This is a genomic window from Streptomyces sp. NBC_01197 (genome assembly GCF_036010505.1).
In the GTDB taxonomy this organism is placed as follows: Bacteria; Actinomycetota; Actinomycetes; order Streptomycetales; family Streptomycetaceae; genus Streptomyces.
This window is the reverse complement of the sequence record NZ_CP108569.1, coordinates 6464138-6489650: the sequence shown is the minus strand read 5'-3', so window position 1 is coordinate 6489650 and position 25513 is coordinate 6464138. Positions and strand designations below refer to the sequence as shown.

At 70.2% G+C, this 25513-nt stretch carries 22 protein-coding genes; 5 read left to right on the top strand and 17 right to left on the bottom strand.

Annotated elements, in window-relative coordinates:
* Positions 1-41 precede the first annotated feature (41 nt).
* Both OG452_RS29870 and OG452_RS29865 read left to right on the top strand, forming a co-directional pair.
* Positions 42-824 carry a peptidylprolyl isomerase gene (locus OG452_RS29870; RefSeq protein ID WP_327299827.1) on the top strand — a complete coding sequence of 261 codons (783 nt, stop codon included), beginning with the start codon at positions 42-44 and terminating at the stop codon, positions 822-824.
* Positions 825-1035: 211 nt separating this feature from the next.
* Positions 1036-2265 carry a DUF349 domain-containing protein gene (locus OG452_RS29865; protein ID WP_327298658.1) on the top strand — a complete coding sequence of 410 codons (1230 nt, stop codon included), beginning with the start codon at positions 1036-1038 and terminating at the stop codon, positions 2263-2265.
* 92 nt (positions 2266-2357) lie between these two features.
* Here the strand turns inward: OG452_RS29865 and OG452_RS29860 are convergent, their stop codons facing one another.
* The 15 genes from OG452_RS29860 to pgsA all read right to left on the bottom strand — a co-directional run bounded on the left by OG452_RS29860 (position 2358) and on the right by pgsA (position 17635).
* Positions 2358-4907 (bottom strand): RelA/SpoT family protein, encoded by a 2550-nt coding sequence (locus tag OG452_RS29860; RefSeq protein ID WP_327298657.1) that lies wholly within the window; start codon positions 4905-4907, stop codon positions 2358-2360.
* Between the two features lie 184 nt (positions 4908-5091).
* Complete coding sequence (locus OG452_RS29855) at positions 5092-5640, bottom strand: adenine phosphoribosyltransferase (protein ID WP_327298656.1); 549 nt, start codon at positions 5638-5640, stop codon at positions 5092-5094.
* Entirely contained in the window at positions 5637-6758 is a 1122-nt protein-coding gene (gene secF / locus OG452_RS29850; RefSeq protein WP_327298655.1) for a protein translocase subunit SecF, read from the bottom strand. Before secF ends, OG452_RS29855 begins: the two co-directional genes overlap by 4 nt.
* Position 6759: 1 nt before the next feature.
* Positions 6760-8493 (bottom strand): protein translocase subunit SecD, encoded by a 1734-nt coding sequence (gene secD / locus OG452_RS29845; RefSeq protein ID WP_327298654.1) that lies wholly within the window; start codon positions 8491-8493, stop codon positions 6760-6762.
* A 150-nt stretch (positions 8494-8643) separates the two neighbouring features.
* Entirely contained in the window at positions 8644-9126 is a 483-nt protein-coding gene (yajC, locus tag OG452_RS29840) for a preprotein translocase subunit YajC (RefSeq protein WP_327298653.1), read from the bottom strand.
* A 165-nt stretch (positions 9127-9291) separates the two neighbouring features.
* Entirely contained in the window at positions 9292-10383 is a 1092-nt protein-coding gene (ruvB, locus tag OG452_RS29835) for a Holliday junction branch migration DNA helicase RuvB (protein WP_327298652.1), read from the bottom strand.
* A 14-nt stretch (positions 10384-10397) separates the two neighbouring features.
* Entirely contained in the window at positions 10398-11018 is a 621-nt protein-coding gene (gene ruvA / locus OG452_RS29830) for a Holliday junction branch migration protein RuvA (protein ID WP_327298651.1), read from the bottom strand.
* On the bottom strand, positions 11015-11548 hold the full coding sequence (ruvC, locus tag OG452_RS29825) for a crossover junction endodeoxyribonuclease RuvC (RefSeq protein WP_327298650.1): 534 nt from the start codon (positions 11546-11548) through the stop codon (positions 11015-11017). Before ruvC ends, ruvA begins: the two co-directional genes overlap by 4 nt.
* Before the next feature lie 185 nt (positions 11549-11733).
* Positions 11734-12486 carry a YebC/PmpR family DNA-binding transcriptional regulator gene (locus OG452_RS29820; protein WP_327298649.1) on the bottom strand — a complete coding sequence of 251 codons (753 nt, stop codon included), beginning with the start codon at positions 12484-12486 and terminating at the stop codon, positions 11734-11736.
* Between the two features lie 62 nt (positions 12487-12548).
* Positions 12549-13139: a pyridoxal 5'-phosphate synthase glutaminase subunit PdxT gene (gene pdxT / locus OG452_RS29815; protein ID WP_327298648.1), complete on the bottom strand. Its 591-nt coding sequence runs from the start codon at positions 13137-13139 to the stop codon at positions 12549-12551.
* On the bottom strand, positions 13139-14059 hold the full coding sequence (pdxS, locus tag OG452_RS29810) for a pyridoxal 5'-phosphate synthase lyase subunit PdxS (RefSeq protein WP_327298647.1): 921 nt from the start codon (positions 14057-14059) through the stop codon (positions 13139-13141). Before pdxS ends, pdxT begins: the two co-directional genes overlap by 1 nt.
* A gap of 118 nt (positions 14060-14177) precedes the next feature.
* Complete coding sequence (locus tag OG452_RS29805) at positions 14178-14726, bottom strand: hypothetical protein (protein WP_327298646.1); 549 nt, start codon at positions 14724-14726, stop codon at positions 14178-14180.
* A gap of 130 nt (positions 14727-14856) precedes the next feature.
* Positions 14857-16065, bottom strand: a complete 1209-nt coding sequence (locus tag OG452_RS29800; RefSeq protein ID WP_327298645.1) for a glycosyltransferase family 4 protein — start codon at positions 16063-16065, stop codon at positions 14857-14859.
* Positions 16062-16964, bottom strand: coding sequence for a phosphatidylinositol mannoside acyltransferase (locus OG452_RS29795; RefSeq protein WP_327298644.1), 903 nt, complete (start codon positions 16962-16964; stop codon positions 16062-16064). Before OG452_RS29795 ends, OG452_RS29800 begins: the two co-directional genes overlap by 4 nt.
* Positions 16961-17635, bottom strand: a complete 675-nt coding sequence (gene pgsA, locus OG452_RS29790; protein ID WP_327298643.1) for a phosphatidylinositol phosphate synthase — start codon at positions 17633-17635, stop codon at positions 16961-16963. The genes OG452_RS29795 and pgsA overlap by 4 nt, the downstream gene beginning before the upstream one ends.
* 271 nt (positions 17636-17906) lie before the next feature.
* Here pgsA and OG452_RS29785 point away from each other — a divergent pair, with 271 nt between their 5' ends.
* Together OG452_RS29785 and OG452_RS29780 are read left to right on the top strand one after the other, a co-directional pair.
* Complete coding sequence (locus OG452_RS29785) at positions 17907-20132, top strand: elongation factor G-like protein EF-G2 (RefSeq protein WP_327298642.1); 2226 nt, start codon at positions 17907-17909, stop codon at positions 20130-20132.
* 223 nt (positions 20133-20355) lie between these two features.
* Positions 20356-22023, top strand: coding sequence for a hypothetical protein (locus tag OG452_RS29780; protein ID WP_327298641.1), 1668 nt, complete (start codon positions 20356-20358; stop codon positions 22021-22023).
* Positions 22024-22116: 93 nt separating this feature from the next.
* Here OG452_RS29780 and OG452_RS29775 read toward each other — a convergent pair whose 3' ends face one another.
* Positions 22117-22674, bottom strand: coding sequence for an HIT family protein (locus OG452_RS29775; protein ID WP_327298640.1), 558 nt, complete (start codon positions 22672-22674; stop codon positions 22117-22119).
* A 67-nt stretch (positions 22675-22741) separates the two neighbouring features.
* Between OG452_RS29775 and OG452_RS29770 the strand changes: the two genes are divergently transcribed.
* Positions 22742-23404, top strand: coding sequence for a potassium channel family protein (locus OG452_RS29770; RefSeq protein WP_327298639.1), 663 nt, complete (start codon positions 22742-22744; stop codon positions 23402-23404).
* Between the two features lie 49 nt (positions 23405-23453).
* Here OG452_RS29770 and thrS read toward each other — a convergent pair whose 3' ends face one another.
* The gene (gene thrS / locus OG452_RS29765) at positions 23454-25430 is read right to left on the bottom strand and encodes a threonine--tRNA ligase (RefSeq protein ID WP_327298638.1); all 1977 of its coding nucleotides are present in this window, start codon (positions 25428-25430) and stop codon (positions 23454-23456) included.
* Between the last annotated feature and the right edge of the window lie 83 nt (positions 25431-25513).

Sequence of the window (25513 nt, the reverse complement as noted above, 5' to 3'; positions counted from 1 at the left end):
CCTGCGAATCACGCATGCATACGGACGAGGGAGAACACCCGGTGGTCAACAGCGATCAGCGGCGGCGGCAGCTCGCCAGGGACAAGTTCGAGCGGCAGCAGGAACGCCGCATCACCGCCCGGCGCAACGCACGGCGCCGCAACGCGGTGATCGCGTCGGCGGTCGCCGTGGTGGTCGTGGCGGGCGGTATCGCGTGGGGGGCCGGGGCCTTCAAGAGCGACGACGGCAAGGCCTCCCCCGCCAAGGCCGCGGACCCGTCGCCGTCGGCGAGCAGCACGGGGCCGCCCGAGCCCGCGATGAAGATCGACAAGAAGGCGAAGTACACCTTCGCCCTCAAGACGAACCAGGGTGCGGTCTCCCTGGTCATGGATGCCGCGAAGACCCCGCACACCGTGAACTCCTTCAAGTCGCTCGCGGACAAGGGCTTCTTCGACAAGACCAAGTGCCACCGCCTCACCACCAGCGGTATCTACGTGCTCCAGTGCGGCGACCCCAAGGGTGACGGCTCGGGCGGGCCCGGCTACACCATCCCGGACGAGAACCTGACCGCGCTCGGCAAGGCGGGCAGCGACGGTACGGTGACCTACCCGGCCGGCACGGTGGCGATGGCCAACACGGGCCAGCCGCACACCGGCGGCAGCCAGTTCTTCCTCGTGTACAAGGACAGCAAACTGCCCCCGACCTACACCCCGTTCGGGACGATGGACACGGCGGGGCTGAAGACGGTGAAGGCGGTGGCCAAGGCCGGAGTGACCGGCGGGAGCCAGGACGGGGCGCCCAAGAAGGCCGTCACCATCTCGAAGGCCACCGTCACCAAGGACTGAGCCGGGGGCCTCCCCGAACCACGGGGAAACGGGGGAACCAGGGAACGGGGACAGGGGATATGGGGATATTCGGATGGACCGGATGCGGACAGCCGCCCCGCCGTTCGCCTATGTTGGCGGTGTGCGGGGCGCAAGCAGCCCGGCCGAAGAAACTGTGGACGATGCCCGGGGGCCCACAAGTCTCCGCAGGCATCATGTGGATGGAGGCGCTGTGAGCAGCGACCCGTGGGGCCGTGTCGACGAGACCGGCACCGTATACGTGCGTACGGCCGACGGCGAGAAGGTCGTCGGCTCTTGGCAGGCAGGCTCTCCCGAGGAGGCCCTGGCCTACTTCGAGCGCAAGTACGAGGGCCTGGTCGTCGAGATCGGCCTCCTCGAACGCCGGGTGAAGACCACCGATCTGTCGGCCAAGGACGCCCAGACCGCGATCGACCACCTGCGCGGGCAGGTCGAAGAGCACCACGCCGTCGGCGACCTGGACGCTCTGCGGGTGCGGCTGGACGGGCTGGTCTCGACGGTCGAGGCACGCCGTGAGGAGCGCAAGGTCCATAAGGCCAGGCAGACCGACGAGGCGAAGCACGCCAAGGAAGCCCTGGTCGTGGAGGCCGAGGAGCTCGCACAGAGCGACCAGTGGCGCTCCGCGGGTGAGCGGCTGCGGGCGCTGGTGGACACCTGGAAGGGCCTTCCCCGGCTCGACCGGAAGTCCGACGACGAGCTGTGGCACCGCTTCTCGCACGCCAGGTCGGCGTTCTCCAAGCGGCGCAAGGCGCACTTCGCCTCGCTCGACGCCCAGCGTGAGGACGCCCGCAAGGCCAAGGAGAAGCTGGTCGCCGAGGCTGAGTCGCTCTCCGGGTCGACCGACTGGGGTGCGACGGCGGCCCGTTACCGCGATCTGATGACCGAGTGGAAGGCAGCGGGCCGCGCCCAGCGCGAGTCCGAGGACGACCTGTGGAACCGCTTCCGCGGCGCCCAGGACGTCTTCTTCGCCGCCCGCAGCGAGGTCTTCGCCGAGCGGGACGCCGAGCAGTCCGAGAACCTCAAGCTGAAGGAGGAGCTCGCGGTCGAGGCCGAGAAGCTGCTCCCGGTACGGGATCTCAAGTCGGCCAGGTCCGCGTTCCGGGCGCTGAACGAGCGCTGGGAGGCCATCGGCCACGTACCGCGTGACGCCCGGCCGAAGGTGGAGGGCCGGATGCACACGGTGGAGCGGGCGCTCCAGGAGGCCGAGGAGACCGAATGGCGGCGCACCAACCCTGAGGCGCGTGCCCGGGCCGCGGGCCTGACGGGACAGCTGCAGGACGCGGTCGACAAGCTGCGCAAGCAGATCGACACCGCGCGTGCGGCAGGCAACAACGCCAGGGCGGACAAGCTCGCCCGTGAGCTGGAGGGGCGGCAGGCACTGCTCGACCAGGCGATGAAGGGCCTGGAGGAGTTCGGCGGCTGAGAAGCCGGAAGCAGCCGGTCTCCCGGACATGGCGAAGGGCCTTCCGCCCGGCGGGAGGCCCTTCGCCATGTCGTGGTGTGGTGGCTCCGGTGTCAGGGCCTGCGTGCCGATGTCACCCGGTAGACGTCGTAGACGCCCTCCACGCCACGTACCGCCTTCAGGACGTGCCCGAGGTGCTTCGGATCGCCCATCTCGAAGGTGAAGCGTGAGGTGGCCACCCGGTCGCGGGAGGTCTGGACTGCCGCCGACAGGATGTTGACGTGCTGATCGGAGAGGACGCGGGTGACGTCCGAGAGCAGCCGGGAGCGGTCCAGGGCCTCGACCTGGATGGCGACCAGGAAGACCGAGGACTGGGTGGGCGCCCACTCGACTTCGAGGATCCGCTCGGGCTGCTGCGAAAGCGAGTCCACGTTGACGCAGTCCGCGCGGTGCACCGAGACCCCGCTCCCCCGGGTGACGAACCCGATGATGGGGTCGCCGGGGACGGGTGTGCAGCACCGGGCGAGCTTCACCCAGACGTCGTCGACGCCCTTGACGACCACACCGGGGTCCGCGTTTGCGCGCCGCTTGCTGCGGCCGTGCGACGGCGGTGTGCTCTCGGCGATGTCCTCGTTGGCCGCTTCCTCGCCACCGAGGGCCTGCACCAGTTTCTGTACGACGCCCTGCGCGGCGACATGGCCCTCGCCGATCGCCGCGTACAGCGAGGAGATGTCCGGGTAGCGCATCTCGTGCGCCAGCGTGACCAGCGAGTCACCGGTGAGGATGCGCTGGATCGGCAGGTTCTGCTTGCGCATGGCCCGCGCGATGGCGTCCTTGCCCTGCTCGATCGCCTCCTCGCGGCGCTCCTTGGAGAACCAGGCGCGGATCTTGTTGCGGGCCCGGGGCGACTTGACGAAGCCCAGCCAGTCCCTGGAGGGTCCGGCGCCCGCGGCCTTGGAGGTGAAGACCTCGACCAGGTCGCCGTTGTCGAGGGTTGATTCGAGCGGGACGAGCCGCCCGTTGACCCGTGCCCCTATGGTCCGGTCGCCGACCTCCGTGTGGACGGCGTACGCGAAGTCGACCGGGGTCGCGCCGGCGGGCAGCGCGATCACGTCGCCCTTCGGCGTGAACACGAAGACCTCGTTGCGCGAAAGGTCGAAGCGCAGCGACTCCAGGAACTCGCTGGGGTCCTCGGTCTCCTTCTGCCAGTCGAGCAGCTGCCGCAGCCAGGCCATGTCGTTGACGGTGTCCTGACGGGAGCCCTTGCCGGGGCTCTTCGGCACGTCGGTGCGCACCTTGGATGCGCCCGCGACGGCCTCCTGCTTGTACTTCCAGTGCGCGGCGATGCCGTACTCGGCCCGGCGGTGCATGTCGAACGTACGGATCTGGAGCTCGACGGGCTTGCCGCTGGGACCGATCACCGTGGTGTGCAGCGACTGGTACATGTTGAACTTGGGCATCGCGATGTAGTCCTTGAACCGCCCCGGGACCGGGTTCCACCGGGCGTGGACGGTGCCGAGCGCCGCGTAGCAGTCGCGGACGGTGTCGACAAGGATGCGGATGCCCACCAGGTCGTAGATCTCCGCGAAGTCACGGCCGCGCACGATCATCTTCTGGTAGACGCTGTAGTAGTGCTTGGGACGCCCGGTGACGGTGGCCTTGATGCGGGCGGCGCGCAGATCCGACTGGACCTCGTCGGTCACTATGGCGAGGTACTCGTCGCGCTTGGGCGCCCGCTCGGCGACCAGCCGCACGATCTCGTCGTACATCTTCGGGTAGAGGATCGCGAAGGCGAGATCCTCCAGCTCCCACTTGATGGTGTTCATGCCCAGGCGGTGGGCGAGCGGCGCGTAGATCTCCAGGGTCTCGCGGGCCTTCTTCTCCTGCTTCTCCCGCTTGAGATACCGCATGGTGCGCATGTTGTGCAGCCGGTCGGCCAGCTTGATGACCAGGACGCGCGGGTCCTTGGCCATGGCGACGACCATCTTGCGTACGGTCTCGGCTTGCGCGGCCTCACCGAACTTGACCTTGTCCAGCTTGGTGACGCCGTCCACGAGGAGGGCGACCTGGTCGCCGAAGTCGCGGCGCAGGGTGTCCAGGCCGTACTCGGTGTCCTCGACGGTGTCGTGCAGCAGCCCCGCCATCAGGGTTGCCGGGTCCATGCCCAGCTCGGCGAGGATCGTGGTGACGGCTAGCGGGTGCGTGATGTACGGGTCGCCGCTCTTGCGCTTCTGCCCGCGGTGCCAGCGCTCGGCCACCTGGTAGGCGCGCTCGATCTGCCGCAGCGTCGCGGACTCGATCTTCGGGTCGTTGCCGCGCACGGCCCGCAGCAGCGGTTCCAGTACCGGGTTGTACGGCGAGGAGCGCTGCACGCCCAGCCGGGCGAGCCTGGCCCTGACCCGGTTGGACGAGCCGCCGGAGCGCGCTACCGGGCTCTGCGGGGCGGGGCGCGCGGTGGCGCCCTGCACGGCCGGTCCCGGCGCGGGCGCCTGGGATGCGGGCTTGGGCGTGGAGAGGGGCGCGGCGCCGCCGGGGCGCACCACCGGAGCCGAGGGCTTCGGCTGCCCGGCAGGCGGCTTCTCGGGCGTCGCTGGGGCCGCCGCGGCCTTCTGGTCCTGCTTCTCGGGCTGTGCGGCGGCTGCGGGCCGGTCCTCGTCTGGCAAGGGCACTCCTCTGGGGGTTCCCCCGGACGGAGCCTGGGGGAGGGTCCGGGTCCCCGTGTCAGGTCCGGAAGCCCATGGTAACGATCCCGGGCGATCCGCTCGCCCCGGGCCGGTGCCGGCACCGTACGCGAGAGGCGGGCCGCCCGGGATTCCGGGGGCCCGCCTCAGCGGTACGGCGTACGGATCAGACCGTGATCAGGGCATCCAGCGGGGCGCCGTGCAGCGCGGGCTCCAGCCGGGCACGCCCGTCGAGGAAGCTCAGCTCCATCAGTACGGCCACGCCGATGACCTGCGCACCGGCCCGCCGGATCAGGCCGAGCGAGGCCTCGGCGGTGCCGCCGGTGGCGAGCACGTCGTCGATGACCATGACGCGGTCGTCGGCGCTGAGATCCTCGGCGTGCACCTCGATCTCGGCGCTGCCGTACTCCAGATCGTACGTCTGGGAGAGCGTCGCACCCGGCAGCTTCCCGGCCTTGCGGACCGGGATGAAGCCGATTCCGGCGCGGACCGCGACCGGTGCGGCCAGGATGAAGCCGCGCGCCTCCAGGCCGACGATCTTCGTGGCTCCGTGCCGCACGCAGAGTTCCGCGAGGGCGTCGGTCAGCGCCGTGAAGGCCTCCGGGTCCGCGAGGAGCGGGGTGATGTCCTTGAACACCACGCCCGGCTGCGGATAGTCCTGCACATCCCTGATCCTGCTCAGCAGCAGGTCCTGGGTGCTCCGGGTGGCGGTCATCGGCGCTTCCCCTGGGTGCGACCGCGGCCCCGCGGGGCAGGAGCACGCCGGCTGCCGGCCACGGCGCCGGCCGGGGCCGGGGCGCCCGGGACACCGTCCTCCGGCTGGAGGGTGTCGTCGTCCGTGTCGGACGGCTCGCCCTTCGCAGCGGCGGCCGCCCGCTTGGCGAGCACCCGCTTCTTGAGGGCCTTCATCGCGGGGTCGCGTTCCTTGAGGTCGGCGACGAGCGGGGTGGCGATGAAGATCGAGGAGTACGCTCCGGCCGCGAGACCCACGAACAGCGCGAGCGAGATGTCGTTCAGCATGCCGGCGCCGAGGAAACCGCCGCCGATGAAGAGCAGGCCCGCCACCGGGAGCAGCGCGACGACCGTGGTGTTGATGGAACGCACCAGGGTGCCGTTGAGGCTGCGGTTGGCGATCTCGCTGTAGGTGAAGCGGGTCTGCTTCTTGAGGTCCTTCGACGCTTCCTTGAGACCGTCGAAGACCACCACGGTGTCGTAGAGCGAGTAACCGAGGATGGTCAGCAGACCGATCACCGTGCCCTCGGTGACCTCGAAGCCGACGAGCGCGTAGATCCCGACCGTGATCGTGAGGTCGTGGATCAGGGCGACCAGGGCGGCGAGGGCCATCCGCCACTCGAAGGCGATGGCCAGATAGACCACCACCAGGATCATGAAGATCGCCAGGCCTTCCCAGGCCTTGTTGGCGATCGTCGCGCCCCAGCTGGGACCGACCACGTCGGCGGCGATCTTGTCGATCGGGAGGTTCAGGTCCTTGGCCAGCGAGCCGTGGATCTTGTCGGCCGTGGCGGTGTCGATCCCGGAGACCTGGATCCGCATGCCCCCGTTGCCGAGCTTCTGGACGGACGCGTCATGTCCGGAGAGCTGCTCCGCCACGCCCTGGGCGCGCGTCACGGAGACGCTGCTGCTCTGGGTGGTGGTGAAGACCGCGCCGCCCTGGAACTCGATGCCCAGGTTCAGACCGCGCACCGCGAGGCCGACGATGGCCGTGATGGTGATCAGGATCGAGATGCCGTACCAGATCTTGCGCTTGGCCACGAAGTCGTAGCCGACCTCGCCGCGGTACAGCCGGGCGCCCATGCTGCCGAGTCGCGACATCTCACGCCTCCTTCGGGTCGGTGGGAGCGGAGGAGACGGTGGAGGCACCGCGCGAGCGGCGGAGCGGCGGTTTGGCGCCGAGTCGCTTCGGGTCGAGTCCGGACCACGGGTGGCCGCTGGAGAAGAACTTCTTCCGGGCCAGCAGCGTCATGACCGGCTTGGTGAAGAGGAAGACCACGACGACGTCGAGCAGCGTGGTCAGACCCAGCGTGAACGCGAAGCCCTGCACCTTGCCGACCGTCACGATGTACAGCACGGCCGCGGCCAGGAACGACACGAAGTCCGAGACCAGGATGGTGCGCCGGGCGCGCGGCCAGGCACGCTCGACGGCGGGCCGCAGCGTACGGCCCTCGCGGATCTCGTCACGGATGCGTTCGAAGTAGACGATGAACGAGTCCGCGGTGATACCGATCGCAACGATCGCACCACACACCGCGGGCAGGTTGAGTGCGAAGCCGATGCCCTTGCCGAGCAGCGACATCAGTGAGTACGTGAGGATCGCGGAGACCAGGAGGCTGAGGATCGCGATGAACGACAGGCCGCGGTAGTAGGCCACCAGGTAGATGATGACCAGCGCGAGGCCGATCGCACCGGCGATGAGGCCCGCCTGGAGCTGCTCGCCGCCGAGCGCCGCGGTCACGGTGGTGACCGTCTCCTCCTTGAAGGAGAGCGGGAGCGCGCCGTAGGACAGCACGTTGCCGAGGTCCTCGGCCGACTGCTGGGTGAAGCTGCCGGAGATCTGGGCGCTGCCGCTGAGCGTCTGGCTCACGCTGGGGGCCGAGACGACTGCGCCGTCCAGCGCGATGGCGAACTGGTTCTGCGGGGACTGCTGCTTCGAGAGCTTGCTGGTGATCGCCTGGAACTTCTTCGAGCCCTTGCTCGTGAAGTCCATCTGGACGATCCACTGGCCCTGCTGCTGGTCGATGACGGCCTTGGCGCCGGAGACATCGGTGCCGTCCACGGCGGCGGCGTCGAGGATGTACTTCGCGTCACCGGACTGGCTGCACGCCACGGTCGGGTCGCTGGGCTTGACGTTGTCGCCGCCGGCCTTGGCGCGGCCGGCCTTGGTGGAGCAGTCGAGCGCGGCGAACTTCTTCTCCAGCTTGGCGGCGGCCGCGGAGTCGGCGGTCGACGGGGTGGGGCTGGACTGCGGAGGCGTCGACGGGTTGGGCGTGGGGCCGGACTTCAGCGCGTCGGTGACCGCACGGCCCTGGGGGGACGAGGTGGACTTCTTCGAGGACGAGGACGACTTGTCGGTGGCCTTGGACTTCGACGAGGCGCTCGGGGAGGGCGTGGTGGAAGGCTTGCCGGCGGGCGTGGGCTTGCCCGCTGCGACCGTCACCACAGGGCGGAAGTACAGCTGGGCGGTGGTACCGACCTGCTGCCTGGCCTGCTTCTCGTTCGTCCCCTTGGGGATGTTGACGAGAATCTGGTCCTTGCCCTGCGTCTGAACCTCGGCCTCGGAGACCCCGAGTCCATTGACACGGCGCTCGATGATGCTGACCGCGGTGTCCATGTTCTTCTGGTTGATCGCGTTGGGCTTGCCCGGCTGGGGCTTGGCCTGGAGCGTGATGCTCGTACCGCCCGCGAGGTCGATGCCGAGACGCGGCGTGACCTGTTTCGCCCAGAACATCCCGCCGACGAGCGCAACCATGGCGATCAGGATCAGGGCCAGGGACCGCCCGGGCTTGCCCTGGGACCCCGTCTGCCTTCGGCCCTTGTTCGGTGCTGCCACCTTGTCGATTCTCCCTGTCCTACCGCCCGCGCCGGGTATGCGCTGTGAGCGGCCACGAAGTGATGTGGGGGACCTGCTCCGCTGTAGCAGTGCACGGCCTCGGGGACCGGCGGTACTGCCGTCTGGCAGCACCGGCGGTCCCCGGATGTGCTACTTCGCTTCGCCCTCGCCGTCGTTCTTCTTCTCGGCCTTGTCGGCCTTGTCCTCGGACGTGGCCTCGGCCTGGTCGGCGTCCTCGGCGTCGTCGGAGGAGGCGGCGTCGGCGTCCGGGACGTCGTGCTTGCCCAGGTCGACCTTGGCGGCCTCGTCGAGCTCGGTCAGCGAGGAGGCGTCGTCGGGAACGATGGCGGTCTCGCCGTGGACGATGCGGTTGTACTCCGCGTCGTCGAGGACCGCGCCGATCGCGTTCTTGCCGTAGACGGCGTGGACGCCGGGCGCGATCTCCAGGAGGACCGAGTCCTCGTTGATCTCCTTGACGGTGGCGTACATGCCCCCGATCGTCCGGACGCCGGTGCCGGGCTGCATCTCATTGCGCATCGTCGCAGCCGCCTGCTGCTTGCGCTTGGCGGACCGGGTCATCAGGAACATGGCCCCGATGAGCACGATGAAGGGGAGGAGGGTCACGAGACTCACGGGAGGGAACTTCCTTCGCACGACCGCGCTGGTCGCGGCCTGATCTTCGGGGGCGGGGCATGCCGTCCGGGAAGGGCGGCATCGGCGGAGTCTAGGCGAGTCCGCATCAATGGAACAACGCCCAGCATGGCACCGGGGTTCCGCCGCGTGTACTCCCGCGCCTTCTCACGCCCCGAACAGACCCGCTTGTCCCTTTCCCGCAGCGCCTCCCACACCACCCTGCGGAGGTACGAGCCCCAGGTGCGCCCAGGCGGCGGGGGTGGCCACCCGGCCGCGCGGGGTACGGGCCAGCAAGCCCTCACGTACCAGGAACGGCTCGGCGACCTCCTCGACCGTCTCTCGCTCCTCACCCACCGCCACGGCGAGTGTGGAGAGTCCCACGGGACCGCCCCCGAACAGCTTGAGCAGGGCCTGGAGCACCGCACGGTCCAGCCGGTCGAGTCCGCGGGCGTCAACCTCGTACACCGCGAGCGCCGTACGGGCGATCTCCCGGGTGATCACCCCGTCGGCCTCCACCTGGGCGTAGTCGCGGACCCGGCGCAGCAGCCGGTTGGCGATCCGGGGGGTGCCGCGGGAGCGTCCGGCGATCTCCCCGGCGCCGTCCTCGCCGATCTCGACGTCGAGCAGCCGGGCCGAGCGGTGGATGACGCGCTCCAGCTCGGCCGGTTCGTAGAACTCCATGTGCCCGGTGAAGCCGAAGCGGTCGCGCAGCGGCGGCGGCAGCAGGCCCGCCCGGGTGGTCGCGCCGACCAGGGTGAAGGGCGGCAGCTCCAGCGGGATGGCGGTGGCGCCCGGCCCCTTGCCGACGACGACGTCGACCCGGAAGTCCTCCATCGCCATGTAGAGCATTTCCTCGGCGGGCCTGGACATGCGGTGGATCTCGTCGAGGAAGAGGACCTCGCCCTCCTGGAGGGACGAGAGGATCGCGGCCAGATCCCCGGCGTGCTGGATCGCGGGACCTGACGTGATCCGGATGGGAGCGCCCATCTCGGCCGCGATGATCATCGAGAGAGTGGTCTTGCCGAGGCCCGGGGCGCCGGAGAGCAGCACATGGTCGGCGGTGGCGCCGCGCTGCCTGGCCGCCCGCAGGACCAGGTCGAGCTGGAGTCTGACCTTCTCCTGGCCAACGAACTCGTCCAGGTCCTTCGGGCGCAGTGCGGCTTCGACAGCCTGGTCCTCACCGTCGGCGTCGGCTCCCACCAGGCGCTCTTCGGTGTCGGGGGCGGTGTCGTCCCACTCGTTCTGAGGAGGCAGCATGGCGGGTCTCTCGATCAGCGGGCGCGGTTGAGGGTCTGCAGGGCGGCCTTGAGGAGCGCGCCGACGTTGGGCTCGGCGGCGGCCTCGGCCTGCGGGGTTACAGCGGCGACGGCCTCCTCCGCGTCCCGCGGTGCGTAGCCGAGGCCGACCAGCGCGGAGTGCAGCTGCTCGCTCCACGGTGCGGGTCCGGACGCGGTGCGCTGAGCCGCGAGGTGCGCGCCGCCGGTGCCGAGTGGGGCTCCGAGCCGGTCCTTGAGCTCCAGGAGGAGCTTCTGGGCGCCCTTCTTGCCGATGCCCGGTACGGCGGTGAGCGATTTCTCGTCACCGCTGGAGACGGCGAGCCGCAGGGCGTCCGGCGAGTGCACGGCGAGCATGGCCTGGGCGAGCCGGGGGCCGACGCCGCTCGCGGTCTGGAGCAGTTCGAAGGTCTGGCGTTCGTCGTCGTCGGCGAAGCCGTAGAGCGTGAGGGAGTCCTCCCGTACGACGAGGGAGGTGGCGAGCTTGGCCTGCTGGCCGATGCGCAGGGCGGAGAGCGTGTCGGGTGCGCACTGGACCGACATGCCGATCCCGCCGACCTCGATGACGGCGGTGGTCGGGGCCAGGGCGGCCACCGGTCCGGAGACGAAGGCGATCATGCGGTACGGCCTTTCAGCGTGCGGTGGGCGGCGACGGCCTGCTGGAGCCTGTTCTGGGCGGGAGCGCGCCAGATGTGGCAGATGGCGAGTGCCAGGGCGTCGGCCGCGTCCGCCGGGCGGGGTGGTGCGTCCAGCCGCAGCAGCCGGGTCACCATCGCCCCGACCTGGGCCTTGTCGGCCCTGCCGCTGCCGGAGACGGCAGCCTTGACCTCGCTGGGGGTGTGCAGGGCTACGGGGATGCCGCGGCGGGACGCGCAGAGCATCGCGACGGCGCTGGCCTGTGCGGTGCCCATCACCGTCCTGACGTTGTGCTGGCTGAACACCCGCTCGACGGCGACGACTTCGGGCCGGTGCTGGTCCAGCCACGCCTCGATGCCGCGCTCGATGGCGACAAGACGCTGCCCCAGCTCCGCGTCGGCCGGCGTCCGGACGACCCCGACCCCGAGCATGGTCAGCGACCGGCCGGCCACGCCCTCGACGACGCCGACGCCGCAGCGCGTCAGCCCCGGGTCCACCCCCAGTACCCGCACGGTGCCCCCTCCCTCATGCCTGCTGCCTGTCCGGTGCCTGGCTGAACGGATGGCGCCGTTCGACCATGTGTTCCTGCGTTGTCGCAGGCTATCGGGTGGCACCGACAACACGGGGAACACGGACGGGCCGACGGGGTGTGTCCCCCGGCGGCCCGTCCGTACGTACCCGTGGTGCTGAGCGCCCGTCAGGCGTCGATCTTCTCCATGACCTCGTCCGAGACGTCGAAGTTGGCGAAGACGTTCTGCACGTCGTCGCTGTCCTCCAGCGCGTCGATCAGCTTGAAGATCTTGCGGGCGCCCTCTTCGTCCAGCTCGACCTGCATGGTCGGCATGAAGTTGGCCTCGGCCGAGTCGTAGTCGATGCCCGCGTCCTGGAGCGCGGTGCGGACCGCGACCATGTCGGTGGCCTCGGAGAGCACCTCGAAGGACTCGCCCAGGTCGTTGACCTCCTCGGCGCCGGCGTCGAGCACCGCGCCCAGGATGTCGTCCTCGGTGAGTCCACTCTTGGGGACGACCACGACGCCCTTGCGGTTGAACAGGTACGACACGGAGCCCGGGTCGGCCATGTTGCCGCCGTTGCGGGTCATCGCGACGCGCACGTCGGAAGCGGCACGGTTGCGGTTGTCGGTGAGGCACTCGATGAGCACCGCGACACCGTTCGGTCCGTAGCCCTCGTACATGATCGTCTCGTAGTCGGCGCCACCGGCTTCGAGACCGGCACCACGCTTGACCGCGGAGTCGATGTTCTTGTTCGGCACCGAGCTCTTCTTGGCCTTCTGGATGGCGTCGAAGAGGGTCGGATTGCCGGACACGTCGGCACCGCCCGTGCGGGCCGCAACCTCGATGTTCTTGATCATCTTCGCGAAGAGCTTGCCGCGCTTGGCGTCAACCACGGCCTTCTTGTGCTTCGTCGTAGCCCATTTAGAGTGGCCGGACATCTGCCTGTCTCCTTCGCGTAACCATTTCCTGGACGAACGCCAGAGATCCTACCGGGCCCCGGTCACCGGGCGTCGCGCACCATGTCCGCGAAGTACCGGTGCACACGGTGGTCCCCGGTCAGCTCCGGGTGGAACGACGTGGCCAGGACGCGGCCCTGGCGCACCGCGACGATATGGCCGCCGTGCTCCGCGAGGACCTGGACCCCGGCGCCCACCGACTCGACCCAGGGCGCCCGGATGAAGACACCCTCGACGGGGCCGCCGGGGATCCCGGGGATGTCGACGGCCGCCTCGAAGGACTCGTTCTGGCGTCCGAAGGCGTTGCGCCGGACGATCATCTCGATCCCGCCGAACGTCTCCTGGCCCGACCGGGGGTCGAGGATCTTGTCGGCGAGCATGATCATTCCGGCGCACGTCCCGTATACCGGCAGCCCGGCCGCGATGCGCTCGCGCAGCGGCCCCAGCATCCCGAACAGGGTGGCCAGTTTGGACATCGTGGTGGACTCGCCGCCCGGGATGACCAGGCCGTCGAGCTCGTCCAGCTCCTCGGGACGCCGGACCGGACCGGCCTGGGCGCCTGCGGCACCCAGCGCGGCCAGGTGCTCCCGCACGTCGCCCTGGAGAGCGAGGACGCCGATGACGGGAGTGCCCATCACCAGCCCCGGTTCGCGTAACGCTCGGACTCGGGAAGGGTGTCGCAGTTGATGCCGACCATGGCCTCGCCCAGGTTGCGGGAGGCGTCCGCGATGATCTTCGGGTCGTCGAAGAACGTGGTGGCCCTGACGATGGCGGCGGCGCGCTTGGCCGGGTCGCCGGACTTGAAGATGCCGGAGCCGACGAAGACACCCTCGGCGCCGAGCTGGCGCATCAGCGCCGCGTCGGCGGGGGTCGCGACACCGCCTGCCGAGAAGAGGACGACGGGCAGCTTGCCGAGCCCGGCGACCTCCTTGACCAGCTCGTACGGGGCACGCAGGTCCTTGGCCGCCGCGTAGAGCTCGTTGTTGTCGTAGCCGCGCAGCCGGGCGATCTCGTTCTTGATCTGGCGCAGGTGACGGACGGCCTCGACGACGTTGCCGGTACCGGCCTCACCCTTGGAGCGGATCATGGCCGCGCCCTCGGCGATCCTGCGCAGGGCCTCGCCCAGGTTGGTGGCGCCGCAGACGAACGGCGTCGTGAAGGCGAACTTGTCGCTGTGGTTGACCTCGTCGGCCGGGGTCAGCACCTCGGACTCGTCGATGTAGTCGACGCCGAGCGACTGCAGTACCTGGGCCTCGACGAAGTGGCCGATACGCGACTTGGCCATGACCGGGATGGAGACGGCCGCGATGATCTCTTCGATCATGTTCGGGTCGGACATCCGGGCCACTCCGCCGTCCTTGCGGATGTCGGCGGGGACCCGCTCCAGCGCCATGACGGCCACGGCGCCCGCGTCCTCGGCGATCTTCGCCTGCTCGGCGTCGACCACATCCATGATCACGCCGCCCTTGAGCTGCTCGGCCATGCCGCGCTTGACGCGCGCGGTGCCGGTCGCCGGGGTCTCGGCGGGGGAAGTGGTGGGGTGCGTACTGGACACGGGCTACCTCGCTCGGGGAAGAGAGTTCTTGCTGCACCACGAGATAACTCCTGTGAACCAGTCCACTGCAAGGGCCAATGAGCAGCCGGTGGATCGTTCTCGAAGCCCCGCTGGAGAATCAGGTACCCGGCCGGTCGGCCAGCGCCACCGGTGGCTCGTCGTCCATCTCGAACGCCAGCGGGAACGGCGCGTGTCCCGCGAGCCGGAACCAGCGGACCTTGCGGTGCGTGCGCAGGGCGCGGGCGGCCCGTACCGCGTCGTTGTGGAAGCGCCTGGCCATCGGCACCCGCCGTACGGCCGCGGCCAGCTCGTCGGCCGCCTCCTCGCCGCCCGGCGCCGCCCGTACGGCCCCGACCTGTGCCGTCTCGCCGAAGACGGCCCGCAGCGCCTGGCTGAGCTCGCTCTCGGCCACCTCCCGCTGCTCCTCGTCGGACTGCCGGGCCGCGTGCGCCGCCTCGTACAAAACCATCGATGCAGCGGGGTCGAGGACGCCGGACGTGGCCAGTTCCTGGGTGACCGAAGCGCGGCGCAGCAGCTGGGCGTCGAGGGCGGCGCGGGCTGCGTCGATCCGCGCGTGCAGCCGGTCGAGCCGGCCGGCGGTCCAGCTCAGGTACAGGCCGACCGCGACGAACGCGAGGACGATCCAGATGATCAGGGATACGGTCACGGGCCGAAAGGCTACCGTTCCGGCGTGGCCGGACGCCCGCCACGGCGGTCGCTGTGGACTGCTCCCGGATCGCCGCACATGGCCACCAGCCGACCTGATGGCCCGTCAGCCAGCCTTCCCCGGCGCCCTGTCAGTCCCTGGCCAGACCGAACCGGGCCCGCAGGCTGACCCGTTCGTCGGTGTCGACCGAAGCGGCGCCGTCGGTCACCGTCTCGTACACCGCCAGGATGTCCGCGCCGACCGTCGACCAGTCGAAGCGGCGCACATGCGCGCTGCCCCGGCGCCGCAGTCCCTCCCGGCGGTCGCTGTCGCCGAGCAGCCGCACGGCCGAGGCGGCCAGGGCGTCCGCGTCCTCGTTGGCGAAGAGCTCGCCCGCCGCGCCCTGGTCCAGGACCTGGGCGAACGCGTCGAGGTCACTCGCGAGCACCGGCGCACCGGCCGACATCGCCTCGACGAGGATGATCCCGAAACTCTCACCGCCGGTGTTCGGCGCGACATAGACGTCGACGCTGCGCAGCAGCCGTGCCTTGTCCTCGTCGCTGACCATGCCGAGGAACTCGACCCGCTGCCGCATCTCCTTCGGCAGGGTGGCGACCGCTTCCTTCTCGTCACCGCGCCCCGCGACCAGCAGCCGGACGTCCGGGCACTCGGCGAGGATCTTCGGCAGCGCCCGCATCAGCACGGGCAGACCCTTGCGCGGCTCGTCGATCCGCCCGATGAACCCGATGGTTCCCCCCGCCCGTCTCCCGCCACCGCCCTCAACCGAGCTGCGTGCTCCTACGCCCTGCCACTCCGGCCTGGGCTCGGCGCGCTCGAAGAACCCGACGTCCACGCCGTTGGGGATGACCACCGCGTCGCCGCCCAGGTGCTCGACCAGGGTCCTGCGCGCGTACTCGCTCACCGCGATCCGGGCCGAGATCTTCTCCAGCGCGGGCTGCAGGATCGGGTACGCGGCGATCATCGCCCGTGAACGCGGGTTGGACGTGTGGAAGGTCGCCACGATCGGCCCCTGCGCCGCCCAGCAGGTGAGCAGCCCCAGCGACGGCGAGGTGGGCTCATGGATGTGGATCACGTCGAAGGTGCCGTCGTGCAGCCAGCGCCGGACCCGGGCCGCCGACAGGAAGCCGAAGTTCAGCCGGGCGACCGAGCCGTTGTACGGGACGGGGACGGCCCGGCCCGCGGAGACCACGTACGGCGGCAGCGGGGTCTCGTCATCGGACGGGGCCAGCACCGACACCTGGTGGCCGAGGCCGATCAGATGCTGCGCGAGGTCCCTGATGTGGAACTGGACCCCGCCCGGGACGTCCCAGGAGTACGGGCAGACGATGCCGATCTTCACGAAGGCTCCTGACGGCGCTCCAGGTCGGCGAGCCAGAGGCGCTGGAGCATGTGCCAGTCCTCCGGGTGCTCGGCGATTCCGGTGGCGAAGGCGTCGGCGAGCGCCTGCGCCATCACCGAGGTCTTCTCGGGACGCGTACCCGAAGGGGGTACGTCCACGGGCGGATGGACACGGCCGCGCATCACCGGCGAGCCGTCGTACCAGAGCGTGACGGGCAGCAGCAGCGCTCCGGTCTGCTGGGCGAGCAGCGCGGGCCCCGCGGGAATCCGGGTCGCCTCGCCGAAGAACTGGACCTCGACGCCCGAAGCGGAGAGGTCCCGGTCGGCGACCAGGCAGACCAGACCGCCGTCCCGCAGCCGCCTGGCCAGCGTGCCGAAGGCGGAACCTCCGGTGTGCGGCAGGACCTCCATGCCCAGGCCCTCGCGGTAGGCGACGAACCGGTCGTAGAGGGTCTCGGGCTTGAGCCGCTCGGCGACCGTGGTGAACGGCACCCCGAGCTTCGTGGTGACCCAGGCGCCCGCGAGGTCGTAGTTGCCCATGTGCGGGAGGGCGAGTATGACGCCCTTCCCGGTGGCCAGGCCGTCCGTCAGATGGTGGAGGTCTTCGGGGTCGAACCCGTCGCGGACCCGGTCGGCGCTCCACGCCGGCAGCCGGAAGGACTCCATCCAGTACCGCATGTACGAGCGCATCCCGGCCCGGGACAGCTCGGCGAGCCGGGCGGGACCGGCGCCGGGCACCACCCGGGCCAGATTGGACTCCAGCCGCAGCACGCTCTTGCCGCGCCGCTTCCAGACCGAGTCCGCGATACGCCTGCCGAGGCCGGTGGCGACCGGTTCGGGCAGCTTCTTGACCGCGCCCCAGCCGAGTCCGTACAGGGCGTCCGTCAGCCGCTCCCTCATACCGTCTCGCCGCCGTGCGCGGAGGCTTCGGCGGCTGCCGCGGCGTCGGCCTCCGCGGACTCCCTGCGTACGGTGACCACCCGCTGCACCAGGGTGATCAGGCTGCCCACCGCCACGATCCACAGCGCGACCGGCAGCAGGATCTGGATCCCGGGCACCCCGAACTTGTGCAGCCCGGCGAATCCGGCGGCGACGAGCGAGATGACCAGCCGCTCGGCCCGCTCGATCAGCCCGTTCACCGCGACCGGAAGCCCGATCGACTCGCCGCGGGCCTTGGTGTACGAGACCACCTGGCCGCTCGCGAGGCAGAAGAGGGTGACCGCGCACATCAGGTTGTTGTCACCGGTGCCCGCGTACCAGAGGGCGAGCCCGGAGAAAATCGCCCCGTCCGCGACCCGGTCGAGGGTCGAGTCGAGGAAGGCCCCCCAGCGGCTCGAAATTCCGGCCTGGCGCGCCATGTTGCCGTCGACGAGGTCGGAGAAGACGAAGAGGGTGATGACGACCGTGCCCCAGAAGAACTCTCCCCTGGGGAAGAAGACCAGCGCACCCGCCATCACCCCGGCCGTGCCGGTCAGCGTCACCGCGTCGGGGCTGACCCCGATCCGGAGCAGAAACGAGGCGAACGGCGTGAGGACACGCGTAAAGAATGCACGCGCGTACTTGTTCAGCATGGCCTTCCCGGGGGTTGGTGGGCCGCGCGGCCCCACTGGCCACCCGGCGGGCCCATCGTAGCCAGGACCGCGGACCTCCACCGCCGGGCCCTGTCCCGGCGGCGGCGGAGCGGCAGCCGGGCAGCCGCCGGGGCCGCACGTATGGACGCGCCGCGGCCCGGGTGGAAAGCTCGAATGACCGCGGGCGTCACCGGTGCCGCCACGCTTCCTGGCTCTGTGGCCGCCCCGTTTCTCACCGTGCAACGTCCCTCATCACACGGGAGGCACACTCATGGGCGACAAGGCGAGCACACACCCCGGAGCCGCCGGCAGAGTCACGACGGCCGGCCGGCCCGCTTCCGTACGGAACGTGGTCCTGGTCGGCCACAGCGGATCCGGCAAGACCACACTGGTCGAGGCCCTGGCGCTGACCGCGGGGGCGGTCACCCGGGCCGGCCGGGTCGAGGACGGCCAGACCGTCTCGGACTACGACGAGATCGAACAGCGCAGGCAGCGGTCGGTACAGCTCTCGCTCGTCCCCGTCGAGTGGGACGGCATCAAGATCAATCTGCTCGACACACCCGGCTACGCCGATTTCGTCGGCGAGCTGCGGGCCGGTCTGCGCGCAGCGGACGCGGCCCTGTTCGTCGTGTCGGCGGCCCAGGACGCGGACAGCGTCGACGGCGCGACGCGCGCGGTCTGGGAGGAGTGCGCTGCCGTCGGGATGCCCCGGGCCATCGTGGTCACCCACCTGGACACGGCCCGTACCGGCTACGCGGAACTGACCCGGCTGTGCGGCCGCATCTTCGGCGGTGACGACCCCGACGCGGTGCTGCCCCTGTACCTCCCGCTGTACGGACCGCCGGGGCCGGACGGACACGCCCCGGTGACAGGTCTTGCCGGGCTGCTCACCCGGCGGCTGTCCGGCTACACGTCGGGAGAGCGTACGGAGAGCGAGCCCGGCGAGGCCGAGCTGCCGCCGATGGAGGAGGCCCGCAACCGGCTGATCGAGGGGATCATCGCCGAGAGCGAGGACGAGACCCTCATGGACCGCTATCTCGGCGGCGAGGAGATCGAGGTCGCAACGGTGATCGCGGACCTGGAGCGGGCGGTCGCCCGCGGGGTCTTCCACCCGGTGCTCGCCGCCGCCCCCGCGGTGGCCGGCGGACGGCAGGGGCTCGGCACCGTCGAGCTGCTCGAACTGATCACCCGCGGCTTTCCCGCACCGCCGGAGCGGGAGGCCCCGGCGGTCACCACCCCGCAGGGCGCCCCGCACGCGGCGGCCGGCTGCGACCCGTCCGGACCGCTGCTCGCCGAGGTGATCAAGACGGCATCCGACCCCTATGTGGGCCGGCTCTCGCTGGTCCGGGTCTTCTCCGGGACCCTGCGGCCCGACGAGACGGTTCATGTGTCCGGCCACAGCCAGGCGGGCCACGGCCGCGTCGGCCTGGACGGCGGCGACGACCGCGACATGGACGAACGGGTCGGCGCGCTCTCGGCACCCTTCGGACGGCGGCAGAGCCCGCTGCAGGAGTGCATCGCCGGAGACATCGCCTGCGTCGCGGGACTGAGCCGGGCGGAGACCGGTGACACGCTGTCCGGCAAGGACGACCCGCTGCTCATGGAGGCGTGGACGCTGCCGGATCCGCTGCTTCCGCTCGCCGTCGCCGCCCATGGCAAGGCGGACGAGGACAAGCTGTCGACGGGGCTCACCCGGCTGGTCACCGAGGATCCGACCATGCGTCTGGAGCAGAACCCGGACACTCACCAGCTGGTGCTCTGGTGTCTCGGCGAGGCGCAGCGGGACGTGGCGCTGGAGCGGCTGCAGGGCAGGTACGGGGTCCGGGTGGACGCCGAGCCGTACCGGGTGTCGCTGCGCGAGACGTTCGGCGGGCCGGCCGAGGGGCGCGGCAGGCATGTCAAACAGTCGGGCGGCCACGGCCAGTTCGCGATCTGCGCGATCGAGGTGGACCCGCTGCCCTCCGGATCGGGGATCGAGTTCGTCGACCGGGTCGTCGGCGGTTCGGTGCCCCGGCAGTTCATCCCGTCCGTCGAGAAGGGCGTACGCGCGCAGGCGGCCCGGGGCGTCTCGGCCGGGCACCCGCTCGTCGACGTCCGTATCACCCTCCGGGACGGCAAGGCCCACTCCGTGGACTCATCGGACGCGGCGTTCCAGACGGCAGGCGCGCTGGCCCTGCGGGAGGCGGCGGACCGGGCCCCGATCCATCTGCTTGAGCCCGTGGTCTCGGTCCGGGTCCTGGTGCCCGACGACTTCGTGGGTCCGGTGATGAGCGATCTCTCCGGACGGCGCGGCCGGGTGGTGGGCACCGAGCAGACGGTGCCGGGCCGCACCCTGGTCAGGGCCGAGGTCCCGGAGATCGAGATCGGGCGGTACGCCGTCGAACTGCGGTCGCTCTCGCACGGCACCGGGCAGTTCTCACGCTCGTACGTACGCCATGAGCCGATGCCCCAGCACGTGGCCGACCGGGTGCGCGAACAGGCGCACAGCGGTTCGTAGCGGGCCTGGCCACCGTCGTGCGGCCAGGCCCTGTCCGGAGCGGTATCCGGCCGCACACCACCCTGCGCCGGACAGCCTTCCGTTGGCCCGTGACGCGCGGGGAGCACCACGGATACGCTGAGGTCACGGCCCGGACGGAAGGCGCGGGGCGGCCCGGGTCCGGCGCAGCAGGTGTGCGGGGCACGGTAGTTGGGAACAGCCGCAGCAGCGGTTGGGTGCGGCGATGGGGGCAGCGGTGGCGAACGACGGATTCGATTTCATTCCCGGGGCACAGGTTCCGCTCCAGGGTTCGGCGGGCCAGACCGCCGCGACCCACGCCCTCGCGTCGGCGGCCTACCGGGACAGCCCGGTCGAGGACATACTCAAAGCCAACAGCGAGTGGCACAAGACAGCGGTGAAGAAGGGCAAGTTCTCGCTCTTCGAGCCGAATCTGGGCGAATCCTTCTCCCGTGCCGTCCAGGTGCGGATGCTCGGGGGCACCCGGAAGCCGCTCATCCAGTCCTTTGGGACCGAGCCGCAGACGGTGGTCGAACACTGCCTGGCGGCGACCCGCATCCGTAAGCAGCGCGACACCAGGCTGACCATCGTGATGGCCGTCTTCGGACTGGTGTTCCTCCCCGGGCTGCTGATCTGGCTCGGGGTCTTCCAGCTGCGGCGCACCCTGTCCGGGTCCCGGAACCGCAGCATGGGAGCCCTGGGGACCGCCCTGCTGGTGGCTTTCAGCGGGCTCATGGTGCTCTTCCTCGTCAAGCTGCCGTTCGGCGGCCTCGGCGCCCTGTATCTGCGGCTCATGTTCGTCGCGCCGATCATCGGCTGGGTGCTGGCCAAACGGATCTGCGAGAGGACGGCCGTCGATCTGCGGGCCCGCTGGGAGAGCCTGCTGTCCGGCGGGGGCATCGGGCCGAAGATCCCCGAGGCCGTACCGCGCAACCCCACCGAGACCGCGGCCGAGCAACTGCGCCAGTCCCTGGCCAAGCTGACGGCCGAGCAGCAGTCCAACTCGGTGTTCTACGCGGGCCCCAAGGGGATACTCGGCATGGGAACCCGCTGGGGCAGCTGGCAGCTCGCCGAGGAGCTGGTCCCTCGTGAGGCGGGCACCGAGATCCACGGCTTCCGCAGCTGGGACGTCATCCGGGCGATCCACGACCGGCTGCGGATGCTGGAGCGCGGCCCGCTGCACACCGGCGGCTTCCCCACCCCGTCCGTGAAGCACTGGATCGTGGCGCCCGTCGGTGAGAACGCGAGCGAGGTCAGCCGGCCCGACGGGGAGGACGTGGAAGCCTTCCAGATCAAGGGCCACGAGATACAGCGGATCTGCAACGAGCAGCAGTTCGGCAGCGGCAACCGCCACTATCTGGGCGTGCAGTTCACACTCTGGGACGGGCAGCTGGTGATCACCATGATGATCACCGTGACGGTGCTCCACGAGACGCTGCGGATCGAGGTCACCGGTCATGCGCTCGGCCCGGTGCACTCGCTCTTCACCACCAAACCGGCGGCCAAGACCAAGGAGGTCAACAAAGCGGTCAAGTTCTGGGAGACGCGGGAGGTGAACCTGCCGCTGGTGGAGACCCCCGAGGTGGTGCGGCTGGCCGCCCGGGCCCCGCTGACCTGGTTCCCGCCCCTCCTCGACTTCTGCGGCGGAAAGATCACGCTGCCCGAGCCGTTCGGGATGCGGCACGCCTGGGCCGACAAGCCCTGGCGGCACCGCTTCATGGCGGACGACGCGATGCGGGCGGCCACTCCGGTGCTGCGCGCCGTGCACCAGGCCGCGATGCGGGTGCTCGACGAGCACGGCGTGAACACCGACTCCTTCACCAACCGCTCGATGGTCCTCAGCGGCCTGGTCCAGGACCCGACACCGCGCCAGGCCGACGTCTACGACGCCTGACATCACGGCCCCCGGAAGCACAGAGCCCCGGCACCCGCCGGGGCTCTGTCACCTGTGCCTGGCCACGCCCTCGCAGCCGCGCACGGCCGGGGCTCAGACCGGCCAGGCCGCGGCCAGCATCGCGCGGGTGTCGGCCAGCAGCTGCGGCAGCACCTTGGTGTGCCCGACGACCGGCATGAAGTTGGTGTCACCGCCCCAGCGCGGCACCACGTGCTGGTGCAGATGCGCGGCGATGCCCGCCCCCGCCGACGCCCCCTGATTCATGCCGATGTTGAAGCCGTGCGCGCCGGAAGCCGTCCGCAGCGCCGTCATCGCCCGCTTGGTCAGCTCGGCCAGCTCGGCGGTCTCGGCCGCGTCCAGTTCCGTGTAGTCGGCGACATGGCGGAACGGCACGACCATGAGGTGGCCCCCGTTGTACGGGTAGAGGTTGAGCACCGCGTACACATGCCGGCCGCGCGCCACGACAAGGCCGTCCTCGTCCGACTTCGACGGGATCGAGCAGAACGGACAGTCGTCATCCGAGCCCGGCCCGCTCGGCTTGTTCTCCCCCTGGATGTACGCCATCCGGTGGGGGGTCCACAGGCGCTGGAACGCGTCCTGCGTCCCCACTCCGATCTGCTGCTCCGGCTCACTCGTCATGCTGTGCAGCATATGACTTCCCCCGTTCGCGACGTGTCGCCGGGGCGCGGGCGGCCGCCGTCGCGGCGATGCTGGGCCGATGGACGTCCTGAGCCCCGGCGAGCGGCTGCGCCACTGGGAGGAACGCACGGAGGTGCCGCTCTTCGCGGCCGCGCTGCTCTTCCTCGCCTGCTACGCGGTCCACGTACTGGCGCAGGGCCCCGATCCCCTGCTGCGGGACGTGGCGCTCGGAGCGGCCCTCGCGGTCTGGCTGGTCTTCGTAGTGGACTACGGGGTTCGGCTCGTCCTGAGCGGCCAGGGGCTGCGCTTCCCTCGTACGCACCGGATGGACACGCTGGTGGTGATTCTGCCGCTGCTGCGGCTGCTGCGGATGGTTCAGCTCTACAACGCCGTACAGCAGAGGCGGGCGCAGCCCCGGCTGGATCTGCACGCCCGGGTCATCGCGTACGCGGGCCTCTCGGCGCTGCTGCTCGCTTTCGCCGGCGCGCTCGCCGTCTACAGCTGCGAGCACGCGGCGCCCGGCGCCACCATCCGCACCTTCGGGGACGCGCTGTGGTGGGCCGCCGCCACGCTGTCGACGGTCGGCTACGGCGACGTGTCACCCGTGACACCGCTCGGACGGGTCATCGCGGTGGCCATGATGGCGTGCGGGATCGCCCTGCTGGGCGCCGTGACGGGCTCGTTCTCGTCGTGGCTGCTGCAGAGCTTCCGGCGGGACGACGAGAAGCCCCCGGAGAGCTGACTGACGCACAGCGTCAGCTGACTCTCGGGGGGCTCAACAGCCGGGCGGATCAGACCTGTACGCGGTCCGCGACAGCCTGCGCGATCTTGGCGATGGCCTCATCCACCGGGATGCCGTTCTCCTGTGATCCGTCGCGGTACCGGAAGGAGACGGCGCCGTTGGCCATGTCCTCGTCGCCCGCGATGATCATGAAGGGCACCTTGGCGCGCTGCTGGTTGCGGATCTTCTTCTGCATCCGGTCCGACGAGGCGTCCACCTCGACCCGCAGCCCCTGCTTGCGTGCCGTGGCGGCGAACTCCTGCAGGTACGGGATATGCGCGTCGCCGATCGGGATGCCGACCGCCTGGACGGGCGCCAGCCAGACCGGGAACGCACCCGCGTAGTGCTCGAGGAGCACCGCGAAGAAGCGCTCGATGGAACCGAACAGGGCGCGGTGGATCATGACCGGGCGCTGCTTGGTGCCGTCGGGTCCGGTGTACTCCAGGTCGAAGCGCTCCGGCAGGTTGAAGTCGAGCTGGACGGTCGACATCTGCCAGGTGCGCCCGATGGCGTCCTTGCACTGGACGGAGATCTTCGGCCCGTAGAACGCGGCGCCGCCCGGGTCCGGGACCAGCGGCAGGCCCTGCTTCTCGGCGACCTGGCGGAGCGTCTCGGTGGCCTCTTCCCAGACCTCGTCCGAGCCGACGAACTTCTCCGGGTCCTTGGTGGACAGCTCCAGGTAGAAGTCGGTCAGGCCGTAGTCGCGCAGCAGGTTCAGGACGAAGGTGAGCGTCCTGTCCAGCTCGTCCGCCATCTGCTCCTTGGTGCAGTAGATGTGCGCGTCGTCCTGGGTGAAGCCGCGCGAGCGGGTCAGGCCGTGCACGACGCCCGACTTCTCGTACCGGTACACCGTGCCGAACTCGAAGAGGCGCAACGGGAGTTCGCGGTACGAGCGGCCGCGCGCATCGAAGATCAGGTTGTGCATGGGGCAGTTCATCGGCTTGAGGTAGTAGTCCACCCCGTCGTCGAGCTGCATGGGCGGGTACATACCGTCCGCGTACCAGTCCAGGTGGCCGGACTTCTCGAAGAGCTTGCCCTTGGTGGCATGCGGCGAGTAGACGAACTCGTAGCCCTCCTCCTCGTGCCGCTTGCGCGAGTAGTCCTCCATGGCGCGGCGGATGATGCCGCCCTTGGGGTGGAAGACCGCGAGGCCGGGGCCGATCTCGTCAGGGAAAGAGAAGAGGTCCAGTTCGTTGCCGAGCTTGCGGTGGTCCCGCTTGGCGGCCTCCTCCAGGAACTCCAGGTGCGCCTTGAGCTCGTCCTTGGTGGGCCAGGCGGTGCCGTAGATGCGCTGCAGCATCGGGTTCTTCTCGCTGCCGCGCCAGTACGCGGCGGCGTTCCGCATCAGCTTGAAGGCGGGGATGAACCGGGTGGTGGGCAGGTGCGGGCCTCGGCAGAGGTCCTTCCAGCAGAGGTCGCCGGTCTTCGGGTCGAGGTTGTCGTAGATGGTCAGCTCGCCGCCGCCCACCTCGACGTCCGCCCCGTCGTCCGCCGACGCGGAGCCCTTGATCCCGATGAGCTCCAGCTTGTACGGCTCGGACGCCAGCTCGGCGCGGGCCTCGTCGTCGGTCACCACACGCCGCGAGAAGCGCTGCCCGCGCTTCTGGATCTCCTGCATCTTCTTCTCGATGGCCTTGAGATCCTCGGGGGTGAACGGCCGCTCGACGTCGAAGTCGTAGTAGAAGCCGTCCTTGACCGGCGGGCCGATGCCGAGCTTCGAGTCGGGGAAGAGCTCCTGCACGGCCTGTGCCATCACATGCGCGGTGGAGTGCCGCAGGATGTTGAGGCCGTCTTCGGAGGAGATCAGGACGGGCTCGACCTCGTCGCCGTCAGCCGGCAGGTAGGCCAGGTCCTTCAGCTCTCCGGCCACCCGGGCCGCGACGACGGTGCGCTCGCCGGGGAAGAGCTCGGCTGCCGTAGTGCCCGTCGTCACCACGCGCTCTTCCCGCTCGGAATCGCGTTGGATGACCACACGGACGTCTGACACCGGTCTCTCCTGACTCAGGGGGGTGCGCCTGCGGAGCGCGGCGCGCCTGAATCGTACCGAGCCCGGGGCGTGGTTTGCGAAAC